The 20,353-nt window shown below is 35.2% G+C and carries 11 protein-coding genes; all 11 read left to right on the plus strand.

The window, feature by feature from the left end; genetic code table 11:
* Window positions 1–107 precede the first annotated feature (107 nt).
* Window positions 108–2,513 carry a glycoside hydrolase family 3 N-terminal domain-containing protein gene (locus AST99_RS09660; protein ID WP_057781632.1) on the plus strand — a complete coding sequence of 802 codons (2,406 nt, stop codon included), beginning with the start codon at window positions 108–110 and terminating at the stop codon, window positions 2,511–2,513.
* Between the two features lie 94 nt (window positions 2,514–2,607).
* On the plus strand, window positions 2,608–3,552 hold the full coding sequence (locus tag AST99_RS09665) for a prolyl oligopeptidase family serine peptidase (RefSeq protein ID WP_057781633.1): 945 nt from the start codon (window positions 2,608–2,610) through the stop codon (window positions 3,550–3,552).
* Window positions 3,553–3,555: 3 nt separating this feature from the next.
* Window positions 3,556–4,497 (plus strand): family 43 glycosylhydrolase, encoded by a 942-nt coding sequence (locus AST99_RS09670; protein WP_057781634.1) that lies wholly within the window; start codon window positions 3,556–3,558, stop codon window positions 4,495–4,497.
* Between the two features lie 585 nt (window positions 4,498–5,082).
* Window positions 5,083–7,665, plus strand: a complete 2,583-nt coding sequence (locus tag AST99_RS09675) for a glycosyl hydrolase family 95 catalytic domain-containing protein (RefSeq protein ID WP_083495655.1) — start codon at window positions 5,083–5,085, stop codon at window positions 7,663–7,665.
* A 33-nt stretch (window positions 7,666–7,698) separates the two neighbouring features.
* A complete protein-coding gene (locus AST99_RS09680) occupies window positions 7,699–8,526 on the plus strand; it encodes an alpha/beta hydrolase (RefSeq protein ID WP_157486350.1) in 828 nt (275 codons plus the stop codon).
* A 221-nt stretch (window positions 8,527–8,747) separates the two neighbouring features.
* On the plus strand, window positions 8,748–10,736 hold the full coding sequence (locus AST99_RS09685) for a carbohydrate-binding protein (RefSeq protein WP_057781636.1): 1,989 nt from the start codon (window positions 8,748–8,750) through the stop codon (window positions 10,734–10,736).
* Between the two features lie 221 nt (window positions 10,737–10,957).
* Window positions 10,958–12,964 carry a carbohydrate-binding protein gene (locus AST99_RS09690; protein ID WP_057781637.1) on the plus strand — a complete coding sequence of 669 codons (2,007 nt, stop codon included), beginning with the start codon at window positions 10,958–10,960 and terminating at the stop codon, window positions 12,962–12,964.
* 505 nt (window positions 12,965–13,469) lie between these two features.
* Window positions 13,470–15,788 (plus strand): glycosyl hydrolase family 95 catalytic domain-containing protein, encoded by a 2,319-nt coding sequence (locus AST99_RS09695; protein WP_198151465.1) that lies wholly within the window; start codon window positions 13,470–13,472, stop codon window positions 15,786–15,788.
* 41 nt (window positions 15,789–15,829) lie between these two features.
* On the plus strand, window positions 15,830–17,881 hold the full coding sequence (locus AST99_RS09700) for a right-handed parallel beta-helix repeat-containing protein (RefSeq protein ID WP_157486352.1): 2,052 nt from the start codon (window positions 15,830–15,832) through the stop codon (window positions 17,879–17,881).
* Window positions 17,882–18,305: 424 nt separating this feature from the next.
* The gene (locus tag AST99_RS09705; protein WP_057781639.1) at window positions 18,306–20,120 is read left to right on the plus strand and encodes a sulfatase-like hydrolase/transferase; all 1,815 of its coding nucleotides are present in this window, start codon (window positions 18,306–18,308) and stop codon (window positions 20,118–20,120) included.
* Between the two features lie 26 nt (window positions 20,121–20,146).
* Window positions 20,147–20,353: alpha-L-fucosidase (locus AST99_RS09710; RefSeq protein ID WP_198151467.1), on the plus strand; the 207-nt coding region annotated here is incomplete at its 3' end.

Raw genomic sequence — 20,353 nt, forward strand, 5'->3', positions numbered from 1 at the left:
GGGTCTAAACAATGTAATTATACAATTGTTTATAATGGATGGTTTATTTGAAATTATAGATAGATATTAAAATTATAATATAATATATAAATGAAAGAATTTTAAAAATGAGATATAAAACCATAATCTGTTTTTTTATATGCGTGTTTCTGCTGTCTTCATTTAAAGGAGACCAACTTAAAATATATCACAAAGATTGGATCGATTTTAATAAAAATGGAGTTAAGGATGTGTATGAAGATCCAAAGGCCAATATCGATGATCGGGTGTCTAATCTAATTTCATTAATGAATGTGAATGAGAAAACCTGTCAAATGGCTACTTTATATGGTTTCGCTCGTGTTTTAGAAGATGAACTACCAACGTCAGAATGGAAAAATCGGGTTTGGAAGGATGGGATTGCGAATATAGACGAGCATTTAAATACCATTTGGAATCAAGAGAAAACTCATACACCGTATTCTTTTCCATATAGTACACATGCAGAAGCCATAAATACAGTACAGAAATGGTTTGTTGAAGAAACACGTTTAGGTATTCCAGTCGATTTTACTAACGAAGGCGTTCATGGTTTGTGTCATGAAAAAGCAACGCCTTTACCAGCTCCAATTGGGATTGGAAGCACGTGGAATAAAGAATTGGTTTATAAAGCAGGATCAATGGTTGGTAGAGAAGCGAAAGCTTTAGGGTATACCAATATATATGCGCCAATTTTAGATGTTGCTAGAGATCCGCGTTGGGGACGTGTTTTAGAATGTTATGGCGAAGATCCTTTTCATATTGCCGAAATGGGAAAACAAATGACATTGGGTATTCAGTCGCAAAATGTGGCAGCAACACTTAAACATTTTGCAGTATATAGTGTGCCTAAAGGCGCTAGAGATGGCGATGCACGTACAGATCCGCATGTGGCACCAAGAGAAATGCATCAACTTCATTTATATCCATTTAAGCGAGTCATTCAGGAAGCTAAACCCATGGGGATTATGAGTAGTTATAACGATTACGATGGCGTGCCGGTAACCGCAAGTTCTTATTTTTTAACCGAATTACTCAGAGAACAATATGGGTTTAACGGCTATGTTGTATCAGATAGTGAAGCGGTAGAATATGTATATGAAAAACACCATGTTGCCGAAGATTATAAAGAAGCTGTAAGACAAGTTGTAGAAGCAGGTTTAAATGTGCGTACGACTTTCCGTACTCCAGAATCTTTTATAGAACCGCTGCGGGAATTAATTGAAGAAGGAAAAATTTCAATGAAAACGATCGACTCTAGAGTTGCTGAAGTTTTAAAAGTGAAATTCAGATTAGGATTATTTGATTCTCCTTACGTAACGAACCCAAAAGCTTCAGATGATTTGGTGCATACCGCTGCCGATGAAGCTTTTTCAAAGCAAATTAATAGAGAGTCTTTAGTATTGCTTAAAAATGAGAATAATCTATTGCCTTTAAATGTCAATAATTTAAAAAATATATTAGTTACAGGACCTTTGGCAGACGCCGTGAGTTTTACCTACAGTCGTTATGGGCCGGCTCATAATCCATCGACATCCGTATTTCAGGGCATTAAAAATTATGCTAAAAATAAAGCTGAAGTCACTTATATAAAAGGCTGTGATATTGTAGATCCCGATTGGCCAGGTAGTGAAATTATTCCAACGCCACTTTCGGTGTCAGAAGAAAAAAGTATAGCTGAAGCTGTAGAACAAGCTAAAAAATCGGATATCATTATTGCAGTCGTTGGCGAAGATGAAAAGCGTGTTGGAGAAACGAAATCACGAACCAGTTTAGGACTTCCAGGGCGCCAATTTCAACTTGTTCAAGCCTTATATGCTACAGGAAAACCAGTGGTTTTAGTCTTAATAAATGGACAACCACTAACCATAAATTGGGAAAATAAATTTTTACCGGCCATTCTCGAAGCGTGGTTTCCGAGTACAGCAGCTGGCGATGTTATTGCTGAAACGTTGTTTGGAGATTATAATCCCGGAGGAAAATTAACCGTAACGTTTCCAAAATCTGTCGGACAAATCCCTTTAAATTTTCCTTATAAACCAGGATCTCAAGCTGGACAACCAGGAGCAGGACCAAATGGTTATGGAAATACCCGTGTTTTAGGTCCGTTATATCCGTTTGGTTATGGCTTAAGTTATACCACATTCGCGTATAGTGATTTGGAAGTGAAGCAAAAAACACCGCATTCACAAAGTGATATTGAAGTGTCTTTTAAGGTGAAAAATACAGGAAAAATGGCTGGGGATGAAGTGGTGCAACTGTATTTAAAAGATGAAACGAGTAGCGTTACGACTTACGAGTCTCAATTACGCGAATTTGATCGTGTACATTTAGCACCTGGAGAAACAAAAACCTTGCATTTTACATTACAACCAGAAGATTTAGAAATTCTAGATAAACACATGAATTGGACTGTAGAGCCAGGGGTTTTTAAGGTTTTAGTAGGAAGCTCGTCTGTAGATATTCATTTACAAGAAAGTTTCAATGTGCTGTAATGTAAAGTCAGAGTTGTCGGTGTAAAATTAGAGGTTGGCAATACTGGTAATTTGTAAGAGTGATTTAAATCTATTAAATAGTAAAAAGCATAGTATGTATACCGTTCAAAAAAATATTAAACAAGCTGTTTTAATGCTAGTAGTTTTCTTAGTCCAAGCTGCACTATATTCACAAAATAAAACTGAAAAAGAAATTTTAGCAACATTTAAAAACACCGAAGAAATAGTCTATAAAACGGTTGATGGTGAAGTATTAAGTATACTTGTTTTTTATCCAGAGGCCCAGAAAATGAAAGCTAAAAATCCGTGGATGATGCATGTGCATGGTGGAGGTTGGGCTGGTGGAAGTAAGTATAATATTCTTAAAAAAGCATATTTAGAAACCTTGAAATCTCTGTTAGATCAAGGCATAATTTGTATGACTATTGATTATCGCTTAGCAAAAGGAAATTCTAATGCTTTTGATGCCGTGGTAGATGCCAAAGACGCCGCACGATTCTTGCTTAAAAATGCAAAAGAATATAAATTCGATAAGAAAAATTATGGTATTTGGGGAGGCTCTGCAGGTGGGCACTTGAGTTTGGTTACTGCCTTAGGAAAAAATAATGATTTTAAAGGAGAAGCAAACTTATCTAAATACACGCCTAAATTTAACTGTGTCGTGTCATATTTTCCATTTACTTCGTGTGTAAATCCAGATTTGAGACCAGGTTCTATTTTTGAAGACAAAACATTATTTTTACGCTTACTAGGAGCTCCTTTAGAAGAAAAACCAGAATTGGCTAAATTATTGAGTCCGACAGAACTTTTAAATAAAAAGAGTCCGCCAATATTATTAATTCATGGCGATAAAGATTCGGTGCTTCCTATAATCAATTCAACTTATATGCTGGATGTTGCAAAAGATAAAAAAGCAGATGTAGACTTATTAACTATTAAAAATGCAGCACATAGTTTTAATGGTAAAAATTTAGAGCCAACGATAACGGAATTAAACAATTCTGCTACCCAGTTTATACTAACCCATTTAAAAAAGTAAATAATGATAAGCAGATATAAACAGAGTAAAATTGGATTTAAAAAAACAGAACGTCTTGGTATTGCTTTATGTTTGCTTTCGTTTTGTAGTATTGCTCAAAATCCAATCTTAAAATTGGGTAAAAAAGACTTTATGTATGCTGCCGATCCTGCTGCAGAAGTTTATAATGGAAAAGTATATGTATACTGTTCCCACGATCAGGATGATGCCGTAAGTTATAGTACCATGCAAGATTATTTGGTTTTAGAATCAGATGATATGATACATTGGAAAAATCACGGTGTCGTTTTAAAACCACGAGAATACAATTGGGCGCAAGGTCAAATGAATGCACCAGATGTGGCTTATAAAGATGGGTGGTATTATTTCTATTTCCCTTATGATAAAACGCATATTGGAGTGTCTAAAAGTAGAAGTCCTATTGGACCTTGGGAAGAAGCCGTAACCGATAAAATTACTTCCATTTTTGATCCGACTGTATTTATAGACGACGATGGTCAGGCGTATATTTATGGTAGTGATAATAAAATAAATATAGGTGATAAAGGCAGGCATATTATGGGCGCTAAGCTAAAAGATAATATGATTGAACTTGACGGGCCGTGGATGCGATTGAGTGAATCACCTGTTAGCGAAGCAGTGTACTGTTTTAAACGCAATGGAATATATTATTTTATGGGGCGAAAAGGCTGGAAAACCGGGTACTGGATGGCAGATGCACCTTTGCCAACTCAACCTTATGCCCAGTTTAAAGGGTATATTACTAGAGAACAACAGGAAGCACCAGTACATATGTCGGCTATAGAGTTTAAAAATCAATGGTACTTTTTTTATCAACGTGGTGATGTTAATCAGGGCGATTTTCATAGACGTTCAGCGTGTTTTGAAAAAATGGTATTTAATCCAGATGGTACAATAGTTCCGATAACGTATACTTTAGATTGAAAATTCAAGGAGATATAAATGGTAGATTCACCATATAAAAAACAGACACTAAAGATTATAAATTAATAGTTTATCAATTTTTAGAGGTATTTGAAAGCAAAACATCCATAATTTATAGGAATTGAATTATAATTTATATTTAAAATTTAATAATAAACCGATATTGCTAACATGTTGAATGAGTAGTGATAATAATCCTGAATGCCGAGGGGCTAAGCGTATTCGGGATTATTATTTTTAATCAAACATGTTTCATATAAATTCATAAAAATGTTTAGCTGTTTGTTTACTTACAGATACTTATTTTTTTCTAAAATAGAATAAACAAAAAACAACCTGAAATGATTACTCATGTGTTGTCTATTTAAATCGAGATTAATACCAAAAAACCTTGAACTTAAAACCTTCGAGGTTTTTTATGACCTCATATTTTGAAATTAATAAATAAAGAGCCTTAAATCTTACTTTTTCCTTAGAAGTACTCATAATTAATATCCAAAGACCTTTAATTTATATTCAAAAATTAATAAAAAAACGATATTGCTTAGAAATAAAGAAGAATTACAAACTAAATAAATTAAACCCATGAATTCACCAAAGCCTATCATATTACGGATATCGCAGAGCTATTTTAAAACACATTTAAATCTGTTTTATTTAGGATATGCATTACTTATTTTAAGCGTTTTGAGTTTAAGTAGCTGTGCCAAAGAATCGGAAGTAAAACAAGAAGATGAAACTTCTTTAAAGTTGTGGTACGATGCGCCTGCAGCCGATTGGAATGAAGCCTTACCTATAGGAAACGGTCGTCTTGGAGCTATGGTTTATGGTAATCCGTTACATGAAAATATTCAGTTAAACGAAAGTACACTTTGGGCTGGTGGGCCACATAGAAACGATAATCCTGATGCTAAAGGAGCCCTTTCTAAAGTGCGAAAACTGTTGTTTAGTGGAAACTACAAAGCAGCGCATAATTTAGCAAATGATAAAATTATATCGAAAACATCTCACGGAATGCCTTATGAAACAGTAGGGAATTTGAGATTAAATTTTTCTAATCAAGATAATTTTTCAAATTACTATAGAGAGTTAGATATTAGTAAAGCAGTAAATACAACAACGTATACTGTTGATGGTGTAGACTATAAACGCGAAATTTTTACATCCTTCAGCGATCAAGTTATCGTAATGAAATTAACGGCGAATACAGAAGGTAAAATTAGCTTTACCGCAACTATGGATCGACCAGAACCAGCAGAAGTGTCATTGTATACAGAACATGATAATGTTTTGGTTATGACAGGTTTTAGTAGCGATAACCGAAACAAGCGCTTACCAAAAAGTTCTCCAGCTATTAAAGGACAAGTAGAATTTGATTCTCGTGTAAAAATAGTTCCTGAAGGCGGAGCGTTAACCTCTACATCCAATCAATTAGAAGTGGCTAATGCAAACAGTGTAACCTTGTATATTTCTATAGCCACTAATTTTGTAAATTATAACGATGTGAGTGCAAATGCACACAAAAGAGCAGCAGATTATATTGCTGTAGCAGAACAAAAAAATTACAACCAACTGCTAAGCGATCACTCAGCACTTTATCAAAAATACTTTAATCGTGTTGCTCTAGATCTAGGAGAGACCGATGCAATTACAAAACCAACAGATGTAAGAATTAAAGACTTTAGTACAGGAAACGATCCTGCTTTAGCGGCATTATACTTTCAATTTGGACGCTATTTATTAATATCTTCTTCGCAACCAGGCGGGCAAGCTGCCAACCTACAAGGTATTTGGTGTAAAGATTTAACACCGCCATGGAAAAGTGCTTACACGGTTAATATTAATACAGAAATGAATTATTGGCCTGCAGAGGTGACTAATTTAACCGAAATGCACGATCCGCTAATTGATTTAGTGAAAGACCTTTCGGTTGTTGGTCAAGAAACAGCAGAAATTATGTACGGTGCAGAAGGTTGGGTTACACACCACAATACAGATCTTTGGAGAATAACAGGACCTGTAGATGGAGCAACTTGGGGCATGTGGACCACAGGAGGTACTTGGTTAGCACAGCATCTATGGGAAAAATATATGTTTAGCGGAGATATTGAATATTTAAAAACGGTGTATCCAGCCATGAAAGGTGCCTCTGAATTTTGTGTTAGTTTTTTAACTGAAGATCCAAACGGATATTTGGTTATTTCTCCAACGATTTCTCCAGAACATGCTCCTTTAGGTCGCCCGAAGAGTGTAAACATTGTAGAAAGTGCATCAATGGATACGCAGCTAGTATTCGATATGCTGACTAAAACAATTACTGCTGCAAAATTATTAAATGTAGATGCCGATTTGGTAAGCAAAATGGAAGCGACGCTAACGCGATTAGCTCCGTTTAAAATTGGACAGCACAATCAGGTTCAGGAATGGATGGAAGATTTAGACGATCCTAAAGACGATCATCGTCACGTATCTCATTTATACGGCTTATATCCATCAAATTTAATATCACCTTACAGACAACCCGAATTATTTGAAGGTGCAAAAAATACTTTAATTCAGCGTGGAGACCCATCTACAGGATGGTCAATGAACTGGAAAATTAATTTATGGGCCCGTTTATTAGATGGAAATCACGCCTACAAGTTAATGGGGGATCAAATTAAATTAGTTGGCCGACCAGATTCTCCAAAAGGAGGAGGAACATATGCCAATATGTTAGATGCACATCCACCATTTCAAATTGATGGTAACTTTGGTTTTACGTCTGGTTTAACCGAAATGTTAATGCAAAGTCATGATGGTGCGATTCAACTTATTCCAGCCTTACCCGATGTTTGGAAAGATGGAAAAGTTTCAGGATTAAGAGCGCGAGGAGGTTTCGAAATTGTATCTCTAGAATGGCAAGATGGAGCTGTTGTAAAAGTTGTAATTAAATCGACTTTAGGAGGAAATTTAAGAGTGCGTGCTTATAATGAGTTAAAAGGTAAAAATGGAGAAGATTTACAAGTAGCTTCTGCAGAAAATACAAATCCGTTTTATCAGGTACCAGATATCAAGACACCAGAAATTTCTGAATTAGCCGATTTAAAACCATTAGATTTAAAACCATCATTTGTTTATGATGTGCCTACAGTTGTGGGAGAAGAAATTGTTTTAATGGCAAAATAATACAGATTGATAATATCGTTTAAATTAATACACATGAGGCATAATACACATAACCTAATCATTTTGGTGCTGTTATGCTTCAGTGTTTTTGTGTATGCTCAACCGGCTTCAGTAGCAGTAGCTTCTACTTGGAACGGTTTTGAGAAAACACTATTTAAATTTGAAAATCGAGAGGCTTTTATAACCCATCCAAAACAGCCGTTACCAGGGAATCCATGGCTTTGGCGTGCACGTTTTCCAGATTATCATACAGAAATAGATAGCATGTTGTTAGCAAAAGGCTTTCATATTGCCTATGTTAGTACCGATAACCAATTTGGTAGTCCAAAGGCTGTCGCCGTTTGGAATCGGTTTTATAAACATGTGCTGTCTACTTATCAATTACACCCAAAAGTCGCCTTACACGGACACAGTCGTGGTGGCTTATTTATCTACAATTGGGCAAAATCAAATCCTGAAAAAGTAGCTTGTATTTATGGAGATGCCGTGGTCTGCGACTTTAAAAGTTGGCCTGGAGGGTTTGGTGAAAGTGAGGGGAGTACAAAGGATTGGGAGACCTTAAAGCTAGAATACGGTTTTAAATCGGATGCCGAAGCCAAGGCATATACTAATAATCCAATAGAGCAGTTAGACGGTTTAGTTCAAGCTGGTGTTCCTATATTTCATACCATCAGTTTAAGTGATCAGGTGGTTCCTCCAGAAGAAAATACTTTACTTCTAGTAAACAGATATATAGGTCTAGGAGGTACGGCAACGGTTTCGCCATGTAATTCAGGTGTACAAAAATCTAAAGGACATCATTACCAAATAGATGATCCAGAAGTGGTTGTCGATTTTATCGTAAAACAGCTTAAACTCTAAAATAAGCATAGCGCAATACATCAGGTTGTCTTTTAAAGATGACCTGTTTTTTTTGCGATAGATTTTTATAATAAGATTTAATGTTCAGGATTCTATAAATAAGGGAGTTAAAGTCCGTAAATGGGTTCTAAGTTATTAATAATGACTGTTTATTTATACTTAATTCATTAATTACTAGGTAGTTTTAGCAATCAAACTATTACTAACTAAAATTTAAAAAAATGAAGAAAATTACTTTTTTATTTACAATTGGATGTCTCTTGACCACGGCATTTTTTACCAATTATTATGCACAAACAGTGGTCACATCTTTATTTGATTTACGTAATGCGGTAGTGCAGAGTAATCAAAATATAGTCTTGCAAGCAGGTGATTATAATTTTGAAGACCTGCCTTCTAAGTATAGAAATATTTCTATATCAGGGTCTAACAATGTTATCGATTTAACAGATGTTTATATTAACTTCCCTATTAGTACTTCAAACACTGCTCATATAACAGTTACAGGAGATAATAACACGATTAGAGGTGGTGTTTTTGAAGACACTTATAGTAGCGGTATCACAGAAATTACAGATTTTGTCGCTTATAACGAAGACAGAACAGAATTGGCAGTCGGAGCAGATCCTCATATTATTATAACAGGAGATGCAGAAGGCACTAGAATCGTTAAAACAAAGATGACGGTTCGTGGATCTTTTCCTTATGGCTATGGTAGTTTGTTTGGAATAGGAGCAGGTAATACGTACGGATTAGATAAACGTGCCGGTATACAAATTAATGGTCCAAATACAGAAATTGATAGTTGTGAAGTACAGATGAGAGCTTTCGGTCACGGAATTTTCATTGGAGAACCGGCCGCTAATACCTTAGTTAAAAATACACTTGTTGAAGGCGTTGTTCGTAAAGGGAGTGAGTTGTATGCAGATGGAGAAAATAGCCTATTGGCACAAAATGATTATAAAGATAATGATGGAAATGTAGTAGATCCTGACGATGTAATTTCGCTGTGCGAAGATGGTATTAGAATGTATAATGGTGGAGGAAGAGCTACGGTTGAAAACTGTGTAGTGAAAAAAATGCGTGGTGGTATAAAACTGTATTTATCAAGTGAAGCTACAGTTAGCAACTCTACGTCTATAGATTGTGGCGATGTTAATTTTAATATGCCTACAGGTGGTACAATTACCAATTCTATTGGGAATTTTGCTTATGAAGAGTTATCAGATTTTGCAGGGAATAAAAATGGATATAATGCAGAATGGACAATCCTGCCGTCTCCACATGCTACAGGATCTCACAATATAGCCGATGTTAGCGGAAACAATCACTATCTGGTATTTCATAGAGCCGACGGTCCTTTAGATACAGATGAAGAACGAGCCATCGTGGTTACAGGAAATAATTCTACAATTATAAATGAAACAGAGTATGCTATCATTTTAGAAGCTTCTGCAAGTGGAAATATAATTTATAGTTGTGGAGGAGGTGCTGTTACCGATAATGGTACTGATAATACTGTGACACAATTAGAGGATTGTGCCGATATAGAAATGCCAACTTGTGGCGATTTTGATCCCTTTTCTAGAATTGAAGCAGAAGATTACTGTGATCAATCTGGAGTTGAGTTAGAAGGTAGTAGTCAGGGCACAGATAATTTAAGTTATATCCATAATGGAGATTGGGTGATGTACAGTGATGTAGATTTTGGAGATCAAGCTCTAAGTGTATCTGCAAGTATGGCTTCTCCAAATGATGGAGGAAATATAGAATTCAGATTGGGGAGTACTACAGGAACATTAATCGGAACAGCTACAGTAGGAAATACTGGAGGTTGGCAAACCTATGAAACTGTTACTGCTAATTTAACAGCAGTGAGTGGTGTTCAAGACTTATATTTAGTGTTTACTGGTGAAGGTAGTAGTTTATTTAATTTAGATTATTTTCAGTTTTTCACGACATTAGGGGTTAACGATATTATAGAATCGACTATCAAAATGTATCCAAATCCAATTAAAAATGAACTTCATATTAATAAAGCTATGGGAGCTAAAGTCGATGTTTTCGACAGTTTGGGAAAATTAATACTTTCAAGTAAACTTTCAACTAATGATTCTTCTATAGATACGAGTAGTTTAACACCTGGATTGTATTTTGTGAGATTAGAAAAAAATAACGCTATAGATTTTAAGAAAATCATCAAAGAATAAAACATATAAATATTGAGTATTAAAGGTCGTCTTAACAGATGGCCTTTTTTTATTGAAATATATACGAGTGCATTTTTATTAATATGATTTATAATAAGATTTGAGGTACAGCGTCTCAAAATGGGTTTTAAGTTATCAATATTGAATAATGATTTATACTTAACTAATTAATATATATGTAGTTTCAGCATACAAACTATAACGAACTAAAAATTTAAAAAATGAAAAAAATTACTTTTCTATTTACTTTAGCTTGTCTCTTAACCGTGGGATTATCTGCTAAAATTTATGCACAAAAAGTTGTCAATTCCTTGTTGGATTTAAGAACTGCTGTGGTATTGAGTAACCAAAATATAGTATTAAGCCCTGGCGATTATAACTTCGAAGATTTACCTTCTAAATATAGAAATATATCTTTTACAGGTTCTAACAATACTATAGATCTTACTGGTGTGTATATCAATGTACCTGTGGGTAGTGTAAGTTCTACCTATATTATTTTATCCGGAAGTAATAACACCATTATTGGTGGAGAAATTGAAGATACATACAGAAGCGGAATTACAGAAATCACAGATTTTAGTGCATATAATCAAGATCGTGAAAATCTAGCTCATGGTTTAGGAGGAGATGCCGTGATGTCTATTATAGGAGAAAATAATTTAGTGGATGGTCTTGAACTTACAACAAGAGGATCATTTCCATATGGATATGGAAGTATGTATGGCATTGGTGCCGAAAATATTTTTGGATTAGATAAACGCTGCGGAATTCTTATTAATGGTAAAGGAAATACATTAGATAATGTGGTGCTTCACCATAGAGCTTTCGGTCATGGTATTTTTATGCAAGGCGATGCAGATGAAACTGTGATAAAAAACACGCATGTAGAAGGGCGAGTGCGTTTAGGAGCAGAATTATATACCGAAACAGAACCTTACGATTTACCTTTTTTAACAGACTATCTTCAACCTTATGTAAATAACGATCCAATAGATAAAACAGAAATGCATTCGCTTTGTGAAGATGGTATAAGAATGTATAATATTCCAGGAAGTGTAACCATCGAAGATTGTGTGGTAGAAAGAATGCGAGGTGGTATCCGTTTATATTTAGGAGGTAAAGCTACAGTAAACAACGTTACATCTACAGATTGTGGTAGTTCTAATTATAATTTACCTTCAAATGTAGGTACAATTACAAATTCTTCTGGGAATTTTGCCTATGCACCTTTATCAGATTTTGCAGGGAATAAAACAGGATACGATGCAGAGTGGACAATAATTCCATCTCCTCATGCTACGGGACCTCATAATATATTAGATGTAAATGGAGGAGGCCATAATCTTGTGCTTCATAGAACAGAAGGACCTATAGATACAGATTTATCTCGAGAGATTGTAGTTACTGGTAGTGGATCTACCATAATAAATGAAACAGAATATACAATTAAGCTGGAATCTACTACCAGCGGAAATACAATACTTAGTTGTGGAAAAGGGTTAGTCTTAGATGAAGGAAATGAAAATATCATCACGTATTTTGAAAGTTGTGAAGACATTGTAATTGAAGAAGAAGAATGTGTTGTTTTTGAAGCATTTTCAAGAATAGAAGCAGAAGATTTTTGTGAGTTTTTTGGAGTTCAAGTTGAAGAAAACGGTCAAGATTCAGGTAATATAGGCTATATTGATAGTGGGGATTGGATTATGTTTTCAGATGTAGATTTTGGTAGTGGTGCTTTAAGTGTTTCAGCAAGTATTTCAGGAAAGCGAGCAGGAGAAGTCGAATTACGTTTAGGAAGTGAAACAGGAGATTTAATAGGTGTAATTCCTGTAGAGAGTACAGATGGATGGCAAAATTGGAAAACATTTTCTGCAAACTTAAATGGAGCAAGTGGCGTACATGATTTATATATGGTATTTACAAGTAGTGAGTCTGGTAGTTTATTTAATATGGATTATTTTCAGTTTCACACTACTTTAGGTATTAATGACATCCTAAAATCGGAGATCAAACTGTATCCAAATCCAGTAAATAACGAACTTCATATTAAAAAAGCCATGGGTACTAAAGTAGATGTGTATGATAATTTAGGGAAATTAATAATTTCTCAAGAGATTTCAAATAACGAAGCTTCTATAGACACAAGTGGTTTAAATTCAGGAATATACTTTGTGAGATTTGAAAAAGATAATGTTGTAGATTTTAAGAAAATTATTAAAAAATAAAATATAAAAGTTGAATTCAAAAGGCGATCTAAACAGATGGCCTTTTTGGTTTTATCATTTATGTTACAAGTTTAACTGTGTATTACCAGATAACAAAAAAGGCTTTTATCATGACACACACATCGATTAGTAGGGGCTTGTGGCGGCTAAACTATAAGGGCTAAGCGTATTTTGAATAAAATTTAAGATAGTCCGAAACGTATATGTAATGATGGCATGGAGAGAGATATCTGGGTATATGCCTAATGCAGCTCTGTAGAAGAACTTTCCTTTTACGGTACTTGTGTGCCATAGAAAAATGATTAGAGGCACTCTAAAGTTGATCAGAATATCCTTTTTAAAATAGAATTAAATGAACGTCTTTATTAACCATATTTATCCGCAAAATGTAATGTTTAAATCCATTAAGAAACTAATCGTATTTATAAAAATATATGGACTAAGTATTTGTTTGTTTTTGTGTATTAGCACGATGTATAGTCAGACAGTATCAGCTTTAAATTCAATGATATCAGAACGGGTTTATACGGTTTGGGACGATGCCCCAGCACCAAATCGAGGTGGAGATGTAAACATTAGTAAAGCTAGAGGATATCCGTATGATGAAGATTGGGAACTCCATTCTTATCCTATAGGTAATGGCTATATGGGCGCTAATATTTTTGGTAGAACCGATGTAGAACGCATACAGCTTACCGAAAAGACATTGGCTAACGAAGGCCTTTATGGAATTGGAGGTTTGACAAGTTTTGCAGAACTTAATTTGGAGTTCAATCATGAGGATCCAATACAGTACAAGCGTTCTATTAATATAAATGATGCTATGGCGTATGTGACCTATAATTATAAAAATGTAGCGTATACGCGGACGCATTTTATGAGTTATCCGGATAATGTAATGGTGATTAAATTAAGTGCTAATGCTAAAGGAAAAATATCTTTTGTCTTAAAACCTGAAATTTCATATCTGAGAAAGGCTTACGAGAAAAATGCAAGAACAGGGAAAATGACGGTAGATAATAATACCATTACGATATCTGGTTTTATAGACCATTTTAGTGTGAATTATGAAGGTCAGATAAAGGTTATTAATACAGGAGGAACATTAAAGGCTATTCAAAATGGTGAACAGTCTGAAATAACAGTTTCTAATGCCGATAGTGTGGTGTTGTTAGTCGCAGCAGGTACAAATTACGAATTAAGCGAAGCTCTTTTTTTAGAAGATGAGCACAATAAAAAATTAGACCCGAATAGCTTTCCTCATGAGAAGCTCAGTCGGTTAATACAAGCCGCCGAACATAAAGGGTATGAAAACTTAAAACAATCGCATTTAGAAGATTATCAATTATTATTTTCTCGTGTTAAGCTTCAGTTTAATGCAGACATTCCATTAAAACCGACAAAGCAGGTGTTGAAAGCGTATCAGGCAGATGCTTCACATCATTATTTAGAAGAATTAATGTATCACTACGGGCGCTATTTATTAATTTCTACATCTAGAGTTGGAACTTTGCCTTGTGGTTTACAAGGGGTTTGGAGCCAATATGAAGTCACTCCTTTTACAGGTGGATTTTGGCATAACATTAATGTGCAAATGAATTATTGGGGCGCATTTAATTCAAATTTAGCAGAGACTTTTACACCTTATGTTGAGTTTTTTGACGCGTATCATCCCAAAGCAAATCGTTTGGCAACTAAGTATTTAAAAGAACATCATCCCAACGCGATAGCAAAAGATAGTTTAGAAAATGGATGGACCATAGGAACGGGTACGACACCTTATAAAATTGTTGGACCTGGAGGGCATTCTGGACCAGGAACTGGAGCATTAACAACCAAAATGTTTTGGGATTATTACGAATTTACTATGGATACAACCTTTCTTAAAGAGAAAGCATTTCCTGCTATTTTAGGGATGAGTCAATTTTTATCTAAAACTTTAGTACCAGTAAACGATAGCCTTTTACTTGTAGATCCTTCTGCGTCTCCAGAACAAAAACACAATGGCGATAATTATATTACAGCAGGTACAACATTCGATCAGGAATTAGTTTGGGAAAATCATCACGACCTATTAAAGGCTTATAAAATTCTCGACATTCAAGACGATTTTAAGAAAACGGTTGAAGAGGAACTTACTAAATTGGACCCCATTATTATTGGTAAATCTGGTCAGATAAAGGAATTTAGAGAAGAGGAATATTATGGAGAAATTGGACAAAAAAATCACCGACATATTTCTCATTTATGTGCCCTTTATCCAGGAACCTTAATTAATTCGTCTACGCCAAAATGGATGGAAGCGTCTAAACTTACTTTAGATTTAAGAGGAAATAATACCACAGGTTGGGCTATGGCCCACCGGATGAATGCTAGGGCCCGAACTCAAGAAGGTGATAAAGCGCATGAAGTGTATACTAAATTTATAAAAGAACGCACTTTGCCCAACCTTTGGACTACGCATCCGCCATTTCAAATTGATGGTAATTTTGGAACTATGGCAGGCGTTGCAGAAATGTTGATTCAAAGTCACCAAGGGTATATTCATCTGCTTCCTGCACTTCCTAAAGCTTGGCGTGATGGTGCATATTCAGGTTTAATTGCACGAGGAAATTTTGAGCTATCTGTAGTCTGGGAAGATGGAAAAGCTACAGCTATAGAAATTCTGTCTAGAAGTGGTGGTTTATGTAAATTGAGATATTTAAATATTTCTGACGCTAAACTCACAACTAAAACGGGTGAACTTTTAGACTTTGAAGAAGAGAATTCTGATACGATTTCATTCCAAACGATAAAAGGTGAACGTTATTATATTAACATGTAATTAAGGTTCAGTGTTTTATTAAATACATAAAAAAATAAATTATGAAAATTAAAATGTTGATATGCATACTGTGTTTGGCAGGAGGTTTTATAAACAAAGTTGAAGCACAAAAGGAGCCCTATCTTAAATATCCACATGCAGAAATTTCTAATGATGAGGTAAGTTTAACTGTATTTTTACCAGATAACAAAAAAGGCTTTTATCGTGGTACACATTTCGATTGGTCGGGGCTTGTGGCGAAGCTAAACTATAAAAAGCAAGCGTATTTTGAGGGGAATAATACAAAGCAAAAGTCTAAAACAATTACCAATATATTTGGACCTTTAGAAGCATCTATGTCTGGTGGCTTAGGGTTTAAAGATGCCGATTCTGATGGGAAATTTATCCGCTTAGGTGTTGGTGTGCTTCAGAATGGGAAGGCGTCTGTTTACGAAGCAAATAATTCTAGTTACAAGATTCTCGACCGTGGAACTTGGAATATTGAGAAAGGTCAAGATTGGATTAGTTTTACCCATTCCCTTTCTAGTGATTTTGGTTATGCCTATAGTTACACAAAAACGATTCGGTTAAATAAACAAGGTTTCATCATTGCACATGAACTTGAAAATACAGGAACTAAGGCTTTAAATTCTGGTTTAGAAATAGCCAATTTATTGGAAAAAACACCTTTAAAAATTATTTATCCGTTTAAACTTCAAATAGAAAATTCAGCTAGTGAACATCTGAAAATAGGAGGCAATGAAATACAGATAACTGAACCATTTCCAGAGTCTGAACTCTCATTAGACTTAAAAGGTTTTGAAACCATTTCACCTAACAATAAAGTAACGTTTGAAAATTCTAAATCTGGTGCAGGTGTTACAGTGTCATCTAACCAATCTTTAAGTCGTTCTTTGGTTGAAGTCAATACAAATGCAATTTCAACGAAACAGTTTATAAATATTTCAGTTCCAGTTAACGATAAAAAAACGTGGACCACAAATTACTTTTTATATAACACTAATGCGGTTCAAAAAAAAGTGAAGTATGAGATTACTAAAGTCGATATAGAACCTGAAGTATTCACCATCATGAAAGATAAATGGAACGATGAATTTAAACACGTTACTTATCCAGAACAAGTTTTAGATCGTGTAGTTGAGGTGCATCCAGGAGAATCAATTCAGTCTGCAATGGATGCAGTGAGTACCGCAGGCGGAGGTGTTGTGGTATTGAAAAAAGGCATTCATTATTTAGAAGATACACTTATTCCAAGAAGTAAAATCACTCTCGTAGGTGAACGCCAAGCAGAAACCATAATTATGCAAGGACCAAATATGATGGTCTCTGGCATTAATGTCGAGCCGGAACAGCAAGTCACCGATTTTATTATTAAAGATGTTATTATTCAAGGGACTAGACAAGGAAAAGCGAACGGTATTCGTATGTCTGGAAAAAATGGGAGTCGACATAACCGAATCATGTTTCAGAATATTACGGTAAGAGATTGGTCGGCGCAAGGCGTGCATTTAAAACGTACCGATAATATTATTATGGACCATTGCGATTTTCAATATAACGGTTCCGGTGGCGGTTTATATCATAATGTATATTTCTTGTACAATAAATATATTTTGCAATCCGATTGCGACATGTCTAACCCTATAATGGGAAAAGGAAATAAATATACGTCTTGTGAGTTTGTATTGGCGCAGCGCTGTAAAATTCGTGATGCGAATGGAAACGGTATTCAGGCCGATCATGAAGAAGCGGGTTATATTTTTCTTCATAAATTCGATATTTCAGGTTGTGGTCGCGTAGCCTTGTGGTTTCCTTGCGAAGATTATTATGATAAATATAACTATACCGAAAACCCAAAGTATGCTCCTCAAAACATCATTTTAAATCGTTGTAACGTGGTCGATAATACCTGGGGAGCCATGTGGCGAAGTGTCAATAATTCGTATGTGATTAATTGTTCATTCGATAATAAAAATGTAGACATGGGTTTACTGAATTGTGATGTAACTATGGAGCAAAGTACTTTTCTTAAAGGAAACGAAACCTATAAATCGGTTAATGATTGGCCAGGCGATGTTAAATTATTGTGGTAGTATAAACAGTCTTTAGTCGAATTAAATGAAGGCTATCAATAAATATTAAAACGTGTCATTCTGAATGTATTTCAGAATCTCATCATTTAGAAAACCAGTCGTAATAGGAACTAAAAGAAGTGAATTTTACTGTTTTTAAAGAGACTTTGTTTTTCTATTCTTTTGTGAAGTAAATCTACTGTAATAAACAATCACTAGGGCATATTCATGGGAAATAAATCATAGGTTATAGTCTCTGCATCATAGTTTATAATATATACAAATCATAATGTTTAACATTGTATAGTACTACTGTTAAGCGTTGTGATTTTCTATCTATATAGTCAATGTGCGACATGGTATTACAATACCCCAACAGAAACGAAGCATAGTTATATTTTAAAATATAAAGGTGCTACAATATGAAAATTGATTTAAAAAAGATATGAAACTATTAAAACTAGGTGTGCTTTTAACTATCGTTCTCGCACCTTCAAATTCACTTTTTGCCCAAACTCAAGAACGTCCAAATGTCATTTTTGTCATGCCCGACGATATCAGTCATAGTTCCTTTTCATACTATAAAAAGAATGCGCCAAGAACCCCAAATATTGATATGTTGGGGGATGAGTCTGTGCGTTTAACAGACTTTCATGTCTCGCCAAGTTGTTCGCCTACACGTGGTGCTTTACTTACAGGACGACCAAGCGATGTGGTTGGTGTGTGGCACACTATTAATGGTCGGAATATGATGCGTGCAGATGAGATTACGATGGCCGATATTTTTAAAGCCAATGGTTATGCCACTGGACTCTTTTTTAAATGGCATTTAGGCGATAATTATCCGTTTCGTCCAAAAGATCGCGGATTCGATTATGTCGCTTGGATTAAAGGTGGCGGAACTGGTCAGCAACCCGATTATTGGGGAAATACTAATAATGAAGCACATATGTGGGTAAACGATACTTTAGTTGAAATGACCGATGAAAACGATGGTATAGAAGGAGCATTCACCACAAATTTCTTTATGAATCGTGCCATGGATTTTATGGAAGATAACATTGAGAAAAATAAACCATTTTTTGCTTATATCCCTTTAGGAACAGCGCATGCACCACATGTGTTACCACCTGATGCCCGTGAAGGTGTAAGTGCAAAAAATGGAACCATTGAGAATATTGATAAGAATATGGGACGCTTAATGAAATTCCTAGATGATAAAGGTATTGCCGATAACACCATTCTTATTTTTACGACAGATAACGGCGCCGGAGGTTACCTTAGAGGAGGAAAAGGCTCAAATTATGATGGCGGAACACGCGTGCCATGTTTTGTAAGATGGGAAGCTGGAAACTTAGGAGGACAAGGCAAAGGCCGAGACGTAACACCATTAACGGCTCATATCGATTGGCTTCCAACATTTATGGATATTCTGGAACTTAAAGATGTGCCAAACCGACCTGAAAAATTAAAAATTAGAGGACGGAGTTTTAAACCATTTTTAGATAATAATACAGCTAACGATCCTGTAGATTATAAAAATAGAGCTGTAGTTATTAACGATATGTGGACAGAGTTTCCCGAGAAATATAAAAAGCTATCGGTTAAAAAAGACAATTGGGAAGGTGATACCATTCTAAATAAATGGCGTTTGATTAGAAATAGTAAAGATGCTGATTGGGAATTGTACGATGTTTTAGTTGATGAAAAACAAGAACACAATATCATTTCAAATCCAAAGTATAATGAATTGGTTGCCGAGTTAAAAGCGGAATACGAAGTCTGGTGGAAATTGGTAGAAGCGCGTTCTAACGAATATACACGCATTATCATAGGAAACGAAAACGAACCCGAAACAGATTTGCATGCGCACGATTTTCATGGCACAGTGATTTGGCATCAAGATGATGTAAAAAAAGGAGCAACAGGTAGCGGATTTATTGCTGTGGAATTTGATAAAGCAGGAACTTATAATTTCGATTTGCGCCGTTGGCCAAAAGAGATTGAAAACGAAACAACCTTAACTTCGGCAGGTTCAGGTAAAGCCTTAAATATAAAAACGGCTAGAGTAAAAATCTGGAATGAAGACACCGTGTATGTCGACGAAAAAAAAGAAGTAAATCCGAATGCCGATGGTGTGAAATTCAATATTAAAAACCTACCAAAAGGACCAGCTTTTATACAAACTTGGTTTTATAATGCCGCAGGCGAGATGGAAGGCGCTGTATATTATAACTATGTAGAACGTGTTAATAACTAATATTTAGATAACTAAGACAATTAAAAATGAAGTTACTTAAGTTAAATAAGAAACGGCTACTCATATTATTTTTTATAATAGCAATGGGGTCACTTTCTTATGCCCAAGACAAGGATTTGTCATGGGAAGATTTAAGTAAACAGTATGAAGTGCCCGAATGGTTTACCGAAGCCCGATTTGGAATTTGGGTACATTGGGGCGCACAAAGTGTTCCCGAATATGGCGGCGGTTGG

Origin of the sequence: Formosa algae (assembly GCF_001439665.1) — a bacterium.
GTDB lineage: Bacteria > Bacteroidota > Bacteroidia > Flavobacteriales > Flavobacteriaceae > Formosa > Formosa algae.